12 protein-coding genes and 1 pseudogene are annotated in these 17,358 nt (G+C 42.6%); 2 read left to right on the top strand and 11 right to left on the bottom strand.

Going from position 1 to position 17,358, the window contains the following annotated elements:
- Positions 1–12 precede the first annotated feature (12 nt).
- Both AABK40_RS21505 and AABK40_RS21500 read left to right on the top strand, forming a co-directional pair.
- Entirely contained in the window at positions 13–1,464 is a 1,452-nt protein-coding gene (locus AABK40_RS21505) for a sulfatase family protein (protein ID WP_338399217.1), read from the top strand.
- Between the two features lie 48 nt (positions 1,465–1,512).
- Positions 1,513–2,367 carry an alpha/beta hydrolase gene (locus AABK40_RS21500; RefSeq protein WP_338399216.1) on the top strand — a complete coding sequence of 285 codons (855 nt, stop codon included), beginning with the start codon at positions 1,513–1,515 and terminating at the stop codon, positions 2,365–2,367.
- Between the two features lie 461 nt (positions 2,368–2,828).
- On the opposite strand, the pseudogene AABK40_RS21495 reads toward AABK40_RS21500, so the two are convergent.
- The 11 genes and pseudogenes from AABK40_RS21495 to AABK40_RS21445 all read right to left on the bottom strand — a co-directional run.
- Positions 2,829–2,996: pseudogene (locus tag AABK40_RS21495) on the bottom strand (integrase core domain-containing protein); the annotation flags it as partial.
- Positions 2,997–3,230: 234 nt separating this feature from the next.
- Positions 3,231–4,145 (bottom strand): IS3 family transposase, encoded by a 915-nt coding sequence (locus AABK40_RS21490; protein WP_338399214.1) that lies wholly within the window; start codon positions 4,143–4,145, stop codon positions 3,231–3,233.
- Positions 4,146–4,153: 8 nt separating this feature from the next.
- On the bottom strand, positions 4,154–4,498 hold the full coding sequence (locus tag AABK40_RS21485; RefSeq protein WP_338399213.1) for a hypothetical protein: 345 nt from the start codon (positions 4,496–4,498) through the stop codon (positions 4,154–4,156).
- A 206-nt stretch (positions 4,499–4,704) separates the two neighbouring features.
- A complete protein-coding gene (locus AABK40_RS21480) occupies positions 4,705–5,850 on the bottom strand; it encodes a metallophosphoesterase family protein (protein WP_338399212.1) in 1,146 nt (381 codons plus the stop codon).
- 10 nt (positions 5,851–5,860) lie between these two features.
- Positions 5,861–7,537: an alkaline phosphatase PafA gene (gene pafA / locus AABK40_RS21475; protein ID WP_338399211.1), complete on the bottom strand. Its 1,677-nt coding sequence runs from the start codon at positions 7,535–7,537 to the stop codon at positions 5,861–5,863.
- A 41-nt stretch (positions 7,538–7,578) separates the two neighbouring features.
- Positions 7,579–9,981 (bottom strand): T9SS type A sorting domain-containing protein, encoded by a 2,403-nt coding sequence (locus tag AABK40_RS21470; protein ID WP_338399210.1) that lies wholly within the window; start codon positions 9,979–9,981, stop codon positions 7,579–7,581.
- Positions 9,982–10,165: 184 nt separating this feature from the next.
- The gene (locus tag AABK40_RS21465) at positions 10,166–12,472 is read right to left on the bottom strand and encodes a GH92 family glycosyl hydrolase (RefSeq protein WP_338399209.1); all 2,307 of its coding nucleotides are present in this window, start codon (positions 12,470–12,472) and stop codon (positions 10,166–10,168) included.
- Between the two features lie 51 nt (positions 12,473–12,523).
- The gene (locus AABK40_RS21460; RefSeq protein WP_338399208.1) at positions 12,524–13,783 is read right to left on the bottom strand and encodes a Gfo/Idh/MocA family protein; all 1,260 of its coding nucleotides are present in this window, start codon (positions 13,781–13,783) and stop codon (positions 12,524–12,526) included.
- Between the two features lie 11 nt (positions 13,784–13,794).
- Positions 13,795–14,580: an FAD:protein FMN transferase gene (locus AABK40_RS21455; RefSeq protein ID WP_338399207.1), complete on the bottom strand. Its 786-nt coding sequence runs from the start codon at positions 14,578–14,580 to the stop codon at positions 13,795–13,797.
- A gap of 9 nt (positions 14,581–14,589) precedes the next feature.
- Positions 14,590–15,918 carry a Gfo/Idh/MocA family oxidoreductase gene (locus AABK40_RS21450; protein WP_338399206.1) on the bottom strand — a complete coding sequence of 443 codons (1,329 nt, stop codon included), beginning with the start codon at positions 15,916–15,918 and terminating at the stop codon, positions 14,590–14,592.
- A 26-nt stretch (positions 15,919–15,944) separates the two neighbouring features.
- Positions 15,945–17,336, bottom strand: a complete 1,392-nt coding sequence (locus AABK40_RS21445; protein WP_338399205.1) for a 3-keto-disaccharide hydrolase — start codon at positions 17,334–17,336, stop codon at positions 15,945–15,947.
- Positions 17,337–17,358 lie beyond the last annotated feature (22 nt).

Raw genomic sequence — 17,358 nt, 5'->3', positions numbered from 1 at the left:
ACCAACTCACAGATGAAAATATTATTGATCGTTTTAAATTTCTTGGTTACGCTACCGGAAGCTGAAAAAGGGAGCAAACAGGCCGATAAGCCCAATATTGTGGTCTTACTATGTGATGACCTTGGGTATGGCGATTTGGGGGTCTTTGGGCACCCGATCATTGATAGTCCGAATTTGGACAAAATAGCAAAACAGGGAATCATTTTATCCGACTGTTATTCTGCTGCCCCTGTTTGCTCCCCATCCCGAGCAGGGCTCCTGACAGGACGTAGCCCTAATCGTGCGGGGCTCTATGATTTTATCCCTTCACCCAAAAGGAGTGAAGATTGTCGCGATTTGGTTCACTTGCAACAACATGAACAAACCATTCCTGCAATGTTGAAGCAAGTGGGGTACGCAACATGCCTGTCAGGTAAATGGCACTGCAGTTCGAGGTTCAATAGCAATGAGCAGCCTAAACCAAATCATTTTGGCTTTGATCACTGGTTCGCTACCCATAATAATGCCGCGCCAAGCCATGCTAATCCCAAGAATTTTGTCCGTAATGGGGAGCCTGTTGGTGAATTGGAGGGATTCAGTGCTCAAATTGTAGTCAAAGAGGCGATCGATTGGCTTGAAAATCAGCCAGAAAACCAGCCCTTCTATTTGCAGGTTACTTTTCACGAACCACATGAGCCTATTGCTTCCCCCAAAAAACTGGTGGAAAAATACCTTCCAATGGCTGAAAATGTGGACCAAGCAGAATACTTTGCCAATGTCGAAAATATGGATCGAGCCGTGGGGCAGTTGTATCAATATTTAGAATCTAAAGAGTTGAATAATACCCTTATTTTTTTCAGCTCCGATAATGGTCCTGAAACATTGATGAGACACCCCAAAGCTATACATTCTTATGGGTCAGCGGGAGAATTAAAAGGTATGAAATTGTGGACCAATGAAGCAGGTTTCAGAGTGCCAGGCATTATTCACTGGATGGGAAAAAAAACGTATACTGGCCAGTCAGACGCAGTGGTTTCTTCTTTGGACTTGATGCCAACCTTTGCAGCATTGACCGGTGCCCCTTTGCCAGATAATGGTTTGGATGGAGAGTCCTTCGCTCAGCTATTGGCCACCGGCAAAAAAGAACGACAGAAACCACTAATTTGGGCTTTTTATGATGCCATCAATCAGCAGCGAGTGGCCATGCGCACAGAAAAATGGAAGCTCTTGGCCACACTTAAAGTGGATGGTCAACCTTTGGAGAGGTTACACAACCTTTACGATGGCAATATAGAACATGTAAAAAATGCCGAACTGATGGATTTTGAATTATATGATATCCGAAATGATATGAGCGAGTCAGTTAATGTTGCAACCAAATTTCCCGAGCAATTCAAAGCCTTGAAAGCACAAATGAAGGAGGAATATCAAGCTTTGCTGGAAAATAGTCATGTGTGGAATCGAGAAGCTACAATGGGTAAGTAACTGATCGGCGCGTTGTAGGACATACAGAAATTTATAAATGCACTAATAATGACTCATTTTTTCAAACTTATTTTCCTGCTGCTCATCACCATGTCAGTGGCAGAAGCACAACCAAAACAGCAAGATATCAATCATGAAAAGCCATTTTCATTAACCTATAAAAACATGGATGATGTGAAGCTGGATATGACCTTAATTTACCCGGACAAATTCAAAAAGAGGAAACGATATCCTTGTATGGTATTTTTCTTTGGAGGAGGATGGAATGGTGGTACTATTGAACAATTTAGACCCCAGGCAGAATATTTTGCTGCGAGAGGAATGATTACCGTATTGGCTGATTATAGAGTAAAATCCAGGCACAAAACTACACCTTATGAATCGGTAGAGGATGCTAAATCTGCCGTGAGATATTTAAGGAAGTATGCGGAAATTTTGAATATTGACCCCAGTAAAATTGTCGCTTCAGGAGGGTCTGCCGGTGGGCATATTGCAGCAGCAACTGGGGTGTGCCCAACTTTGGATAACCCTAATGAATCGACAGCTATTTCATCCAGGGCAGATGCTTTGGTGTTATTCAACCCAGTGTTTGACAATGGACCATCGGGCTTTTGTCATGAACGAATGGGGCAGCGGTGGAAAGAGATTTCACCAGCACATAATATTACCGATCAAGCCCCGCCAACAATTGTCTTTCTGGGAAAAGAAGACCATTTAATACCGGTCTCAGTTGCCCAAAATTACAAAAACTGTATGCAAGCAGTGAATCGTCGTTGTGATTTATTCTTGTATGATGGAGCTGGTCATGGATTCTTCAATAAAAATAAATACGAAGGGCGATTCTATAAAGAAACCATAACAGCAACGGACAATTTCTTGAAATCCTTGGGTTATATCAGGTGAATTTTTAACTGAAATAAGGAGATACTATTATCCAAATATCTCCACTATTGCTTTTATAATTTGGTAGTGGATCAATTCGATTGATCCACCCTTTTTATTCTAAGCTGATGTGGAGTATTTACCCTGTTTGAAATAATACCGCTCAATATACATATTAACCACCTTGTCATGTCTTGTCCTGAAATAACTTCGCACTTATTATCAGCTTTTTCGTCTGATTGGATGCTTTGTAAATTGTACTATAATAGGTATGTATTTTATGTTACATTTCGATATGTCGCCGCGGGCGCCGCGCTCCCGCGGGGAACTCACCCAAATTCAAAAGTGCAACATCCGCAACGTTTATAAGGGGCAGATTTTAACTGTTTGTCTTTTCGATAGTTCTTCCATTTTCGCTTGATCAGTCCTTGGTGGTTGTGAGCCTCTTCTGGTGTCATCAGATCAAGGCTCCAGTGCCTTCTTTAATTATTGTAAACACCAATGGTCCAAGTAGCTTTCTTTTTCGCATCAGCAACGGTCATAAAGCTTGCTCCAAGATAGAACTCCTGTTTCAAAATACCATTTACTCGTTCTGCAACGGCATTTTGATAGGGGTCATAACTTTCAGTCATACTCACTTGTATTTTATTTTATATCAATCATTTATGAAATAGTTGCCAACTGTATTTAGGACGATGCAATCTGAAATCTACTAAAATAAGTCTACATTTTTTGGAGCCAATCGCTTGATTTGACCCTGTTTTTTTCCACTCATCTCTTGGCGGAGCATCCCGATTTTTGGTGGCTGAGGTCAAGGGCGCGTCGAGCTTGCGAGACCGTTCACTTTACCCTTGAGGTCAGCTTCCAAAAATTGTATTTTTGCCTTAGGATGAAGGGGAAATGGAAGCCCTGATTATTAGTATTTTCTCATAGCTTGGACGTTCCAATTTTATCCCATATTCATGGGCATGGCAGGGACTTAAAAAGCCTAATCCTCGGTGCATTCGGTGATTATTGTAATCATCAATTGCATTTTTAACATCTCTTGCAGCAACGCTAAACTGAAAGTAATATGCCTTTAAATATTCATTTTTGATCGTGTTATTCACTCTTTCGGCTAAGGCATTTTCGTAGGGATCGTATTTCTCTGTTAATGATACCTTCAGGCCATTATCTTTCAGAATTGATCGGTATTTGTTACAACAGTACTGGACGCCACGGTCGGAATGATGAATGGCTCCTTCGAGTTTTCCATCTGATGCCCGAATTGCCATTTTTAGCGCCGAAATAGCTCCACTCGCATTGAGAGATTTAGATAAATTCCATCCCAATATTTTTTTTGACCAAGCATCTGTGACCAGGGATAAGTAGGCAAAATCGCCTCCATGGCATGGTACATAGGTTATATCTGACTGAATTACCTGATTCGGGCCAGTAGGGGTGTTGGCTTTGTCTGACAATAAATTAGGGAACAAATCATATCTGTGGTTGGAATTAGTGGTTCTTGCTCCACTGCGTCGCCACCGAACCAATGCATCATTTGCTTTTAATAATTCATGTAATTTACATCTGCCCATTTTTATCTGTTGCTCCACAAGTTTGGGCTTTAGAGTAAGGTACATCTTTTCCGTTCCTTGTCGTGCATATTTCTTTCTGAACTCATTAACCATATCCATCACCTTTTGATTGATAACCACTTTTTTATCTGTTCTCTTTTGATGCTTGTAGTAGGCGTCTCGGCTAAGTCCGACCTGAGCAGTAATAGCTTTTAAAGGTACCGTAGGCTTTGCTACACGCATTTTTTCTATCACCTTGAACTTGAGTTTTTTTTTAAGTCAAGGCCGATTTCATTCGAGGCCACATTGATCATGGTTTTCCAAAAATCAACGCTGATATTTTGGTCAGCAATATGGTTTTCCAAATCTTTGATCCGCTGTTTCAGCAGAATCAGATCGTCAGTTTTAGGTGATGCTTGAGTCATTTTATAAGCTTTCGTTAGACGCTGTTTCTCATACTCACGATGCCATTTACGGACTTCTTTGGTAGGAACCTTTAACTCATCCGCAACCTCTGCATAAGTACTGAAGCCACAGACCAGTTTTTCGATAAAAAACAATCGCTCTTTTTTGGTGATTCGTCTCGTTGATTTCATAATGAACTAAAATTTAACAAGTTATACAACTGTGTAGACATATTTTAGCTCATTTCAATCGAGTATATAATATCACTTATGTTAAATACAAGCATTGATTTAACCAACAACCCAGTACATTATACAAAAAACAAATGCTTACCTCATAACAGATAAGCATTTGTATTGATATAAAATAAGCTTAGATACTTATACTATCATGTGTATTAATTCGCCTTTCCTACAAACTCAAATCCTTTCCACTTGACGGGCTTTCCATAATGACCCGTAACCTCATGCGTCAGGTGATCTCCGTAGCTTTCCTTTAGTGGAGAGTAATATCTCATGGACATTTCTCCTGCATCTACGTCAATATCGAGGATACAAAAATAATCGTCTCGGTCTTTATTGTGATGACAGACTTTAACCCAGCCTAAGGACGAACCTGAATTATGTTGTTGCAGTTGATGACTCGATTCGGTGTGTCCACAACAAACCAAAACCACATTGTCGTACTTTCGGCTCATTACGGCATCACTGCCGTCTGCATTGGCATCGTGGCGAATAAGGATGACGTTTTTATCGGGATTTTCTTTAATTAAGTTCTCAGTCCATTGCTTAACGGCATTGCTTCGCTCGAAACGCACTGAGATAATCAACCACTTTACTCCTCCTGCTGAAAACTGATGCGCAACATTGGTGTGTTGATCATAATTACTGACGAAAGAGTCCCATTTTTCAAATTTACTCAACGGAAAATATTGATTGAATTTGCTTTCGCCACCATTCATCAAATCATTATTGCCAACGTTCAGCACATAGGGGGCAAAATCATCAAACTTGTTCCACCCTTGTTGTACAATCTTCCAGTTGCTTTCCTGCCCATCTTCCGTAAGGTCTCCCATCTGCAGATAGCAAACCACATCTCCGAGTTTGCTGTCCTTGAGCACAGCATCCATGGTTTTCAGGTAATTGTCAGGCGCCTGATTAACAATTTTCTGCGTATCTCCCTGCAAAACAAAGCGCACTTTCCCGTTGGATGGCGTCGTGCCTTCAGGGATCTTTCGGCTTTTAAACACCTCAACCGCTTTTTTCAGCGTTTCCGTAGAAGCGTCAATGGCCTGCTGTTCCGCTATCACATCCGACATTACTGCCTCGGAGCTTTGGACAACCTCCTCCAAGTCGGCTTTAGCACCGATTTCATAATAGCCTTCTTTCGTACCTTCGGTAGCATTATCCAATAATTCATGGGCCTCCATGATGGTGGTTTGTAGTGCCGTCCGATCCGTACTGACAGCACGACTTATTTCTGACTTGCTACATGCCAGCAAGGTCAGCAACAATATTGGGTAACATAAAAAATGATGTTTCATAATTGATATTTTATGGCGTTAATGTTTCTTTTAGTTGATGAATAGGCAATACAGGCGAAAACGCACAGGAAGGAGCGCTGATTTTCATTTTGTTGGATATGGTAGGGGCAATCTGAGTGATCCTTGTTTTATCACTGATTTCCACCCCTTTGGGTAAGCCAAAACCCATCATTAGCAGGGGCACGTGGGTGTCATAATTATAGGTCATGGAATGAGATGTTCCCGTTTTTCCTTTGCCCAAAATTACTCCCGTGTGAAAAATGATAAAAACATCACCCGAACGGGTCGGATGTGCTCCATTGGCCAACAGCTCCTTATAATGGTTTTCATAAGAGGAAGACTGCAAGCTATTCAGAGACACCGCATCCTGTACCGACGGCTGTGTAAGGATGAGCTGTGAGGCATAATTTTGAACCGCATTCAGCTCAAGCCCTTTCTCATTGATCAGCTTTCTGTTGAGGTAAATTTGCTCCCCTTCCATATCGAGCACCCATTTGCCTTCCCCATATTTGGCGGTTAATTTTTGTTGCAGATGACTCACCATCTCTCCAGTCTGCACATATTTGGCGTTATGGAATTTTTTATCCACCATATACATGGCATTCTGAGCGCCCGCATGATCGGCGGTCAGGAAGATCAAAACATCCTGCATGCCAACCTCCTGGTCAACGAATTTCAGCAGGCCGCCAAGTTCACGATCCAGCCGGAGGTAAGTATCCTGAATTTCCATGGAAGCCGGAGCAAATTGATGTCCGATTTTATCCGTTGAGGAATAAGAAATTGCCAGCAGATCGGTGAAATCATGCTTGCCCATTTGCTCGGAAATGATGGCCTGCTTCGCCATTTCAGAAACCAAGGTATTACCATGAGGGGTGTGCATCAGCATATAGTAAGCTGAACGCCCATCCTTCCGCATTTTTTTTGAGATCGTTGGCAAATCATGTGGGAAGGTAGGTTTTTGCTCCTCATAAAACGTCCCCTCGTATGGATTATCATCTGAAAGGGAGACCGAATAAGCCGAGGAAGGCAATAAGAGTTCCCAGGGTTGTTTTAACAATTCATCGGATCGCTTCAGGCGATTGTAATCTTTTACCCACTTTGGGAGCTCATCCATATAGAAGGAAGAACTGACAAAATTTCCCGTTCCACCGTCATACCAATACGCACCATCAGCCATATATCCAGCCGGCAAAATAGCCGAGCGGTCTTTCAGACTGACCGAGATGACCTTCGATTGATGGTTATTGCTCAGTTTGAGTTCATCTCCCAAATTGGAAACCAGCATCCGATGGGGTGATTTTTTACCCGAACCATTATTTTGGCCAATAGTATTTACCTGCTCGTCATTCACACAATATACCTTGCGCCCCTCCTCTCTTAGGTAAAAATGATTGTTGGCAATGCCCGAAAAAGCAGGACTCGCGCCAGACCAAATTGTAGCATGCCCAGGGCCGGTGGTCGTTGGCGCATAATTATAATGCATATCTGTAAAATTGATCCCGTTATTGATCAAATATTTAAAGCCACCCTCATCCTGATAATGGTCGTAAAACCTTGTCAGATAATCATAACGCATTTGATCGACCACAATTCCGATGACCAATTTTGGGCGTTTTAACTTTGTTTGGCAATGCCCACTTATTGGATGGAGCAAAGCAATGAGGAAGATGATCATCCACTGTTTCATAATGAAAATGTTATTTGTAGGAATTTTGGGTGGCTTCAATCTTATCGCATTAAGATGCGACGGTTAAAAGTCTTGCCCCCGTATTCGACGATTAAAAAATAAATACTTGGTCGGGATAGATGACCAATATCCACCACCCCAATGAAATCATCACTTAAGACCTGATGAAAAACCTCGTTTCCATTGATATCAAATATTCTGACATAAGCATGTTCCTCCTTATTATTGAAAGGGATTTCAATAGCAATATGATTATCAGTTACAGGGTTAGGGTAAACCTTAATATCCGACTCATTAGTTGGTGCTAATCGTCTAAAATTATCCGCAGAGGGATTTGAGTCAAATCTGATATGGTCTATAATAGTTTTTACAACCCCGCTTTTCTGAGTATAAATTCGAAACCAGTTGATATTTGTAAGGTCAGGCTCCCCATTAGTTACTTTCGCAGTAGCCAATGGCAGAATTACCTTATTCCAGCCATTTATCAAGTTTAAATCCGTCAAATGCCAATGAAATTCCTTAGTATCTGCTTTTCCGGCACTGCCAATTTCGATCTGATTGTCTCCGGTAATTTTACTGACGTCATTGATGTAGTACCAAAACTTCAAATAGCCGGTTTGAACAGTTACTGCTGCGTTCACAGGATTACTCCATGCTTTAGAGAATTCATTAGTCCCTACTCCATCAAACTGAAGACACCCTTGCCCCTCTCTCTGGTCCACTGCGTTAATATGCATGATGCTATTGGGTGAAGTCTCCCAACCTGATATCACATCACATGGATCTAAAACGGATGCCTGACTGTTTTTATTCACTATTTGAATAGCATCGATTCGGCTTATAATATTTCCCTTTTTATTAGCGTAAATCCTAAACCAATTGATATTATTTAAATCTGCTGAGCCGTTCGTAGTGGATGCATCAGATATATCCAATCGGATATCATTCCATCCATTTTTCAAACTCAAGTTTGAAAAGGACCACGAATATTCGTTTTGATCTGCTTTCCGAGCGCTACCAATTTCAATTTGGCCGTCCGATAGCAATTGATCGACATCATTTACATAATACCAAAAACGCAGTTGAGCATTGTTCGCCTGTATGCCCGACGAATAACCTGTATTGAAAGCTTGTCGAAATTCATCTGTTGCGCTTCCAGAAAACTCCAAAGAAGCACTACCTTGCTTTTTATCATTGGTATTGATTTTTAATTGGCCTGAAGATGTCCAATTGCCTAATTGATCGCAATCTGATAAAAAGGGAGAAGAAACATTCGGTGAAATAGGAATGGTTGATTTTAAGCCTGTTGATCCGTCCAACATCAACTGTACTTGGTCAGCTAATTGTAAATACCAGTCGGAAGGGTAAAAGATCTCTTCATTATCTTGATTTAAAGTGATGAGTATGTTTTCAGCCTCATCAGGCAATTGTTCCTTGGTGGATACCATTTTGAACATTGCGGTGGCTTCATCGAGTTCATCGAACATTGCGGTGTACAAAAAATCGACATTGGCCTCAATTGCTTTGTATGCTTGATGCCAATAAAAATCTCCTCCGTGCCTTGGTATCTGATTAAGTTTTTTGCCGGGATAGCGGTTACTCCACGAAAATCCGGGCCATATAACAGGCATGTATTCAATGTTTCTATTATTTGCATGGCACCAATTCTGATCAGCAATAATTTTCGCCTGCCAAACATCCACATCCCTATTTGATCCATAAGAACCAACAGACCACGGGGTAATCATATTCAGCTTTTCATAAACCCAGCCCCAATCATCATGATTACTTGCGATCCCCTGACCTGTAAGCCAATCACCATGTACCCCACCTACCACATAACATCCTTCTGCTTTGAAAAAATCAATAAGATCAGCAATCTTTTGATTGGTAAATTCATGGTGACCATCATCAAAGCCAAAACCCCAAATAGCGATTACAGGCTTGTTCTCCTGTTTTGCATAAGATGATTGTCCGAACGGGTTATAATTATTTTTGACATGGTTCCAGTCAGCGACCATACGCTCATAAATGTCCGCATTATCACAATCCGTAATATCGTACATCAGCGCAAACTTCCTGTTAGTTTCTTTGGAAGCTTGGATCACATTTGATAAAATATCATTACGAACATTAAAGAATCTTCCATCTTTTACCTCTGATAGAAAACGTTGAAGATATACGCCATTCACATTATAATCGCGCATCCACTCAAAGTGAAGTTTGGTTGTGCTGTAATCATGAGAAGAAAACACTTTCGCATTTTCTCCACCCAATGTCAGATTTGTGCTGTATGTGGTGGTATATTCACTCATATCGGGCCACATATCAACATACAGATTCCCTCCATTAGGCTTCTCCAGTCGGTGCGACCAATGCCGCCACTCATTCGGAGAAGAGCCATCTCCTTCGCAGAGAAACCAGCCCTGATAGCCCATCATCATGTTTTTTGTAAGGTCATTCTGACCCAATGCTGTATTGCTTAAAAAAACAAATAGCATTAACTTGATCATTACTTTTGAGTTCATTTTTTGATCATTTAGGTAAAAATAATGTAAAGGCTATATTGAAAAATGTTGTTGATTTAGGGATTGTCCCCCTGTTATTTCGTTTAAAAAATATCCTCAATTACAGGTGTTCATTTTTAGGACCACTAACAGAAAAAGGCTTATCCTCCGGCTTCAATCCGCGCTGATAATTAGGTTGATCCGACATCAAAAACTCCAGCTTTCCACCATTTTGAATATCAGCATGCTCAATGAAGTGATGCTCATAGGTTTTGCCATTAAGTCTTGCCTGCTGAATAAAGGGATGATTTTCAGCATTATTTTTTGCTTCAATTTCGAAGGTGTTGCCATTTTCGAGGTAGAGCGTTACTTTATCAAAAAGCGGACTCCCGACCACATATTGGGTGGTACCCGGACAAACAGGATAGAAGCCCATGGCTGAAAAGACATACCAGGCGGAGGTTTGTCCATTGTCCTCGTCTCCGCAATACCCATCAGGCGTTGGTTGATACAACTTTTTCATCACCTGACGCACCTTCTGTTGTGTTTCCCACGGCTTAGAGGCATAATTATACAGGTAAAGCATGTGCTGAATAGGTTGATTGCCGTGGGCATAATTTCCCATATCGGCGATCTGCATTTCCCTGATCTCATGGATAGGGAATCCATAGTAAGACGCATCGTAATGCGGAGGCATATCAAATACCTCATCAAGTTTTTTGATAAAGGCTTTTTCTCCTCCCATCAAATCGATCAGCCCATTGATATCATGAAAAACCGACCATGTATAATGCAGGCTGTTCCCTTCGGTGAAGGCATCGCCCCATTTCAGTGGGTTGAAAGGAGATTGGAAGTTTCCGTCTTTATTTCTTCCCCGCATCCACTTGGTTTCGGGGTCAAAAACATAGCGATAATGCTGTGCTCTGCTCTGAAACAGTTGCTTTACCTTTTTGGACTTACCCAAGGAATCGGCCAATACCGAAATACAATAATCTGCATAGGCATATTCAAGGGTACGCGCCGTATTTTCTTTTACCCCTACATCATAAGGAACATAACCTAACTCATTATAATAATCGGCACCATAACGCCCAACCGATTTGACAGGTCCATGCCCTGTGGTGTTTTTCACAACTGCCTCAAATAAGGTTTCAATAGCATCAACACGAATCCCTTTGACATAGGCATCGGTGATTAAGGAAGCGGAATTAGACCCAATCATGCAATTACGATGACCCGGACTTGCCCACTCAGGCAACCACCCACTTTCTTTATATGCATTGGCGAGGCCTTCCATGATTTGTGCATCCATTTCGGGATACATGATCGTGAAAAATGGAAAAACAGCCCTGAAAGTATCCCAAAAGCCATTGTCAGTAAACATGTATCCCGGCAACACCTTCCCGTTGTACGGGCTGTAATGTACTACCTCTTGCTGTTCGTTGAGCTCATAAAATTTTCTTGGGAATAAAAGTAAACGGTATAAAGTAGAGTAAAATGTTTTTTGCTCCTCCAAAGTTCCTCCTTCAACCTGAATTCTTCCAAGTTCCTTTTCCCATTTATTTTGCGCCTTCTGACGGGTCTGTTCGAAAGTATCTTCTCCAATTTCCCGTTCCAAATTCAGGTAAGCCTGCTCGTAGCTAATGAAGGACGAAGCCACTTGCACTCGCTTATGCCCACCTTTGTTTTTGAATTTTATGACTGCCCCAACGTGATCTCCTTCAAGCTCATCATGAGGAGTTATTTTATCATTTTTCCAAGTTTTTACATATTCTACCTCTTCATTCAGCTGAATAACAAAGTAGTTCTTAAAATTATCAGGTACTCCGCCATGGTTATTTTTAGCATAGCCTATCAACTGCTTTTTTTGGGGTAAATACTTGATATAAGATCCTCCCTGATATGCATCGATAACTAAATAATTATCGGCCCCCTCCGGGTATTTCATCCGAAACTGAGCGCCTCTTTCCGTAGGGGTAAGTTCTACCCGCACATCATGATCCGCTAAATAAACACTGTAATAATCCGGACGGACAATCTCCGCTTTATGCGAAAACCAAGATGCTCGCTCCTCTTCATTGAAGATCATTTTTCCACTGACCGGCATCAAGGAAAAAGCGCCGTAATCGTTGATCCAAGGGCTCGGCTGATGCGTTTGTTTGATGCCTCGAATCGTTTTTGAAGTATAATTATAGGCCCAACCATCCCCATTTTTACCGGTCTGAGGTGTCCAAAAATTCATGCCCCAAGGAGTGGCGACAGCCGGATAGGTATTTCCATTTGACAGTTGAAAATCGGATTGTGTGCCCATCAGTGGATTTACAAGATCAAGCGGATTTTGCCTTCCCTCCGCCTTTATCGATGTTGATAAAATAAGCAAGAAGCAAAGAGGAAAGAACCGGTATGGATAATTTTTGAATAAATACATAGGTGAACTTAAAAGATGGAATTAGCCTTTTGGGATGAGGATGAAAGTGAATTACAGTTGATATTTTTCCGGCATGCTCAGCGTCTTCCCACTCAGCATTGCTTCTTCTGCAAGCAGGGTCCACGCACTCGCCTCATAAGCGGAATAGGTAAGCCATAGCGGGAATTTTTCACCTTGCAGGAACTTGATGAAACCTGCCATTAATAAAGCAGAGCCATCGTCGTCTGACGCATTTTCGAGGATTGGCAAGTCCGCCTTAACTGCCGCTTCTTCAAGCTTCCAAGAACTTCCGCCCGCCATCACCGGTTCGGCTTTCCCTTTTTTGATTTGAGCTGAAAGCTGAGCAATGGCACTTGGGTGTTCCTTTTTTTCGGAAGCTTCCCAGAAAACCCGATTGGACTCCAACTCCATCATTCCTTTACTGCCCATAATCTGTTCTTCCACTCCGATCAGGCTATTGCTTGTCATGGAATCATAAATAAATTGTGTGCCGTCGGCATAGGAAAAGATAACCGCAATATTGTCTTCTACCTCTCGGCCATCCTTCCAAAAACGGATGCTTCCCGAAGCCCGAACCGATACCGGTGAAGCCTGCAAAGCCCAATTTGCCACCTGCAATTGATGTGTCATCAGCTCAGTAAAAAGTCCCGCAGAAAACTCCCTGTACAGTCGCCAGTTAATCTGCTTTTCAAGCTCTGGCTTTCCTTCAGGCACCTTCCGTCGCCAATCATTATTCCTATGCCAATAGGCTTTTATCTGTCCGATGGTTCCTAATTTCCCCGCATGGATCTGCGCCATCGCCTGTATATATTTAGGATTGAAGGTACGCTGATGTCCGATGAGCAGAATTTTTCCGGTCGCCTGCTGTACGTCCAACATCTGTTTGGTATCCTCAAGCGTTCGGGCCATCGCTTTTTCACACATTACATGAATCCCGGCTTTCATGGCGTAAACAGCTATTTCGGCATGAGTGTGCAAAGGAGTGGTGATCACCACCCCATCAAGCTCATGCTCGGCAATCATTTTGCGGAAATCCGAATAAGTGGCCGGATCAACACCCTGCTCGGTACATTGCTTGAGTCCTGATGTCAAATTAGGAGTATAATTGTCGCAGAGGGCTGTGATTTCGAATGGATTTTCTTTTTGTATGGACAGCAGGAAATTAAGCAAGAATTTACCCCTGCTACCCGTACCTACGATGGCAATTTTCACCATTGAATTCTTCCCAGTACTCATGAGAGGGTTTAGCCCCAAAACGAATGCTGATCCAACAATACCCGCTTTTTTCAAAAATGATCTTCTGTCTTCCATAAATTAAAAAATTATAATAGGAACAAATCCTCGACCTCAAATGCCTCAAGAATATGCTGCCGTTGCCCCTGATCAGCAACCATCAAAGCCGTGCTGATCGCTTCCGCTTCCATTGGACAGTGATGTTGTACCACCACCAATTGGTGTCGGTGTTGCTTCTGTTTTTTTTCGGGGTTAATGATGTGTTGCTGTTGATGATGATTTTGTCCTTGATATCCACTAATGGATAAAGAGGAATCCGTCATCGGAAGCGGATGATCCCATTCCGAATTCCTCAAGTCAAACAACCAATGATCTGCATAAGGATGTCGGCCTTTAGTGAGTATGGAGCTACCGCCAAAACTGACAAAGGCATGTGCTATCTCATAGATATCCAATATCTCAGCAATTTTTTTCAAAGCAATCCCTTTGCCTATACCGCCAAAATCCAGTTGCAAAGAAGGATCACTGAAAAACGCCTCCGACCGGCTATGATCAAGGTGCAAGCAATCCGTCAGGGCGGTATCAGCGCAGTATCCAATATTAAATAACCCTTGTGTTTGTTGGCAAAGACGAAGACTCTGTTCCAAATATTGAAAAAGAACCGGACTGACCCGCTGAGGTTGCTCAGTGGCAGTCCGGTTCAGCTGATAAACTTCAGCATCAACATTATACCTACTGAGTATTTGCTCCAGTTTTAGCACCTGACGTTGAGCTTCCCCACATACCTCATGCAAAAACGCATATGTTTGATGATGCCATAAGAACATCTCGAAATAGGTATTCATGGCGGGGAAACTCAATGATTCAGTTATCATGATCTGATGTTAAATGCTTTTATTATTCACTACATCCCACTGTTTTTCATATTTTCGTTTCCATAGCTTTTTGGCTCTTTTATTATTGAGGATCCTTCCATTTTTTGGATCGATTTTCAGGTTTTGCTGAAGGTCCAAAGCAATATTCCCCAAATGACACAACTGAGTGGATATTCCGGCATCATCGATCGGAGCCGTGAGTTGTTGACCATTTCGAATGGCCTCGCATAAATTGGCAATATGCGATACGGTTAGGCCGTCAAATCCGGTGGTATCTGCCGTATTGTTAGAGGTTCCTTTGTTGGACTCCAATTCCCGTTTGATTTCTTTTCCTTTCAAATCAAACAGCACATACTTTTCACGATCCAAAAGTATCGACCCCTTAGTGCCGAAAATCATTGCTCCACGTCCGCCATTTACCGAAAAGCCATTACAACTATGACCTTCCCAGGTAATCATTTTTCCTCCTTCAAATTGATAGCTTGCCGTTTGGGTATCAAACCACTGCCAGTCATCGCCTGAGTGACTCAATCGCCCACCGTTGGAGGTTACTTGCGTGGGGTAATCCACCCCGAGTGCCCAGCGACAAACATCAATCTCATGTGTTCCGTTGTTATGAATTTCGCCGGTACCCCAGTCCCTGAACCAATGCCAGTTATAAGGATGCACATTGTCCCGATAGGCCTGACGGGGTGCCGGTCCCTGCCATAATTCCCAATTCAGATATTCCGGAACGGCTACTTCTTTCCCTATCCCGATTGGCTTACGGGTGTTGGCATACCATGCTTTTGCAGCATAGGGGTCGCCAATAATTCCCGCTTTAATTTCTTTGATGGCCAAGGCAGAAGTAACCGAGGATCGTTGCTGATTACCCATTTGACACATCATGCCGGTTTCTTTTTGGGTAGCGATCAATACTTCTGTTTCATGCGGGTTGTGACTACATGGCTTTTCGATATACACATGCTTTCCTGCGCGCATCGCCATAATGGCCATAGGTGCGTGCCAATGTTCCGGCGTGGCAATGAATACTGCATCGACCGAAGGGTCAGTCAGAAGGTTTCTGAAGTCTTCTTCCGTTTTCGGCAGTTGATCGGTAAACTGTTTGGTGTATTCACTCAGCTTTTTGAGACGTCGCTTATCGACATCGCAAAGGTGGGATATTTCTGCTACTCCCGACTGATACGCCGCTTTGATCAAGGCATGAGAGCGACCTCCGCAGCCCAACATGGCGAAACGGATTTTCTTCTCTCCTTCGGCAAAAGCACGATGCCCAGCCAATAGGGTAGCTGCTGTGGCCAAGGAGGTTTTCTTTAAAAAATTTCTACGACTTTCCATGATTAAAAAATTAGCTTAAAAATAATTTAAAGTGCCTGTGTGTCTTCCAATACCTTGATTTTGATGTTTTTGAACTTGACCTCATCCCCATGGTCCTGCAACAGGATCAAACCTTTCTTTGCCTCTCCAAACAACGGCCAATTTTTATATTTACTATAAGCGACCAGAGCCCGCCATTGCTGTGTTCCTCGTTCATATTCAACCACCTTACAGCCGTTGAGCCAATGCTCCACATGATTCCCTTCAACAATGATCTTTGCACGGTTCCACTGTCCATTATTGACATATTTTACCCTCGGAAGTGAAGGCTCATAAAATTGCCCATCTGCGGTGATCAAATCATATAAAGACCCCACAGTTCTGTTTCCTGCAACGCCCAGCTTGGCATCAGGATGAAGCTGATCATCCAAAATCTGAAACTCACAGCCGATTGCTGAACCTTTGCCTTTGTTCAATTCCGTATCCACAAAATATTTAATGCCGCTGTTGGCTCCTTCAGCAAACCAAAAGTCGAGCTCAAGGATAAAGTTCTCATAAGGGGAGGTAGTAACAATATCGCCTCCGTTGGTAGATTCATGTCCTCCGGAAGCCTGAACAGACAAGACGCCATCATCGATCGTCCATCCGTTGGAAGGGAAATTATCCTGCTTGGCTCCGCGCCAACCTTTGGTGGTTTGCCCGTCCCAAAGCAGTTGCCATCCTTGATTTTTTTCCTCCTGCGTCAGCTGATTTTTCATATAATTCACTGCCGGCGCGGTGGCCTCAGGAAATGTCTCCTCAGCAGTCATCTCCCGCAACTGAATATTTCTCCACTGAACGGTTTTGCCATACTGCGCTGCTGGCGCCTCATGAATCTGCAAAGCGATAAAACCTGTTTCCACTGTTTCCTCGTAAAGGTTCGCACAATTGATCCCATTCACCCAAGTGGCAATCCGATTACCCTGAGCCACAACACGTACCTTGTTCCACTCTCCTGACTTATAGGCCGATTTTGCTTCAGGATTATACTCCATCGGGTAACGCCATCCTTTTCTCGCCTCGTCATAAATCCCCCCAAACCACCTGCGGTTGCTATCTTCTGCCTCGATCTGTAATCCATGTACACGGCCATTTTTGTAATCCGCTTGGCTATGACTACGCACCTGCACCCCACTGTTGAGCCCTTCACCCAAGCGTATTTCATAGGTCAGTTCAAAATCAGTGTATTGCTTTTTGGTGGCCAGAAAAGTATTCACCTTACTGTCATTGACTGTACCAACGATCGTCTGATCCTTGACCGTAAATGTAGCCGTACCATTTAGCTTTTTCCACCCCTTAAGGTTTTTGCCATTAAAAATCGGCTTGCTCTTTTGTGCCTGAACAGCACCACTGCCAACGATCATCAGCAATGCAATGAGCCATATTCGTATGTTTTCCATCGGTAAAAAAATTAAAAAATGA

Source organism: Persicobacter psychrovividus (assembly GCF_036492425.1).
Taxonomy (GTDB): domain Bacteria; phylum Bacteroidota; class Bacteroidia; order Cytophagales; family Cyclobacteriaceae; genus Persicobacter; species Persicobacter psychrovividus.
This window is presented reverse-complemented; position numbering and strand designations above follow the sequence as displayed.

Coding starts and splice junctions, on each gene's coding strand:
- AABK40_RS21505 (WP_338399217.1), top strand. CDS start 13: ATGAAAATATTATTGATCGTTTTAAATTTCTTGGTTACGCTACCGGAA.
- AABK40_RS21455 (WP_338399207.1), bottom strand. CDS start 14,580: ATGATAACTGAATCATTGAGTTTCCCCGCCATGAATACCTATTTCGAG.
- AABK40_RS21500 (WP_338399216.1), top strand. CDS start 1,513: ATGACTCATTTTTTCAAACTTATTTTCCTGCTGCTCATCACCATGTCA.
- AABK40_RS21450 (WP_338399206.1), bottom strand. CDS start 15,918: ATGGAAAGTCGTAGAAATTTTTTAAAGAAAACCTCCTTGGCCACAGCA.
- AABK40_RS21480 (WP_338399212.1), bottom strand. CDS start 5,850: ATGAAACATCATTTTTTATGTTACCCAATATTGTTGCTGACCTTGCTG.
- AABK40_RS21470 (WP_338399210.1), bottom strand. CDS start 9,981: ATGATGATGGGCTATCAGGGCTGGTTTCTCTGCGAAGGAGATGGCTCT.
- AABK40_RS21460 (WP_338399208.1), bottom strand. CDS start 13,783: ATGGAAGACAGAAGATCATTTTTGAAAAAAGCGGGTATTGTTGGATCA.
- AABK40_RS21490 (WP_338399214.1), bottom strand. CDS start 4,145: ATGCGTGTAGCAAAGCCTACGGTACCTTTAAAAGCTATTACTGCTCAG.
- pafA (WP_338399211.1), bottom strand. CDS start 7,537: ATGAAACAGTGGATGATCATCTTCCTCATTGCTTTGCTCCATCCAATA.
- AABK40_RS21485 (WP_338399213.1), bottom strand. CDS start 4,498: ATGAAATCAACGAGACGAATCACCAAAAAAGAGCGATTGTTTTTTATC.
- AABK40_RS21445 (WP_338399205.1), bottom strand. CDS start 17,336: ATGGAAAACATACGAATATGGCTCATTGCATTGCTGATGATCGTTGGC.
- AABK40_RS21465 (WP_338399209.1), bottom strand. CDS start 12,472: ATGTATTTATTCAAAAATTATCCATACCGGTTCTTTCCTCTTTGCTTC.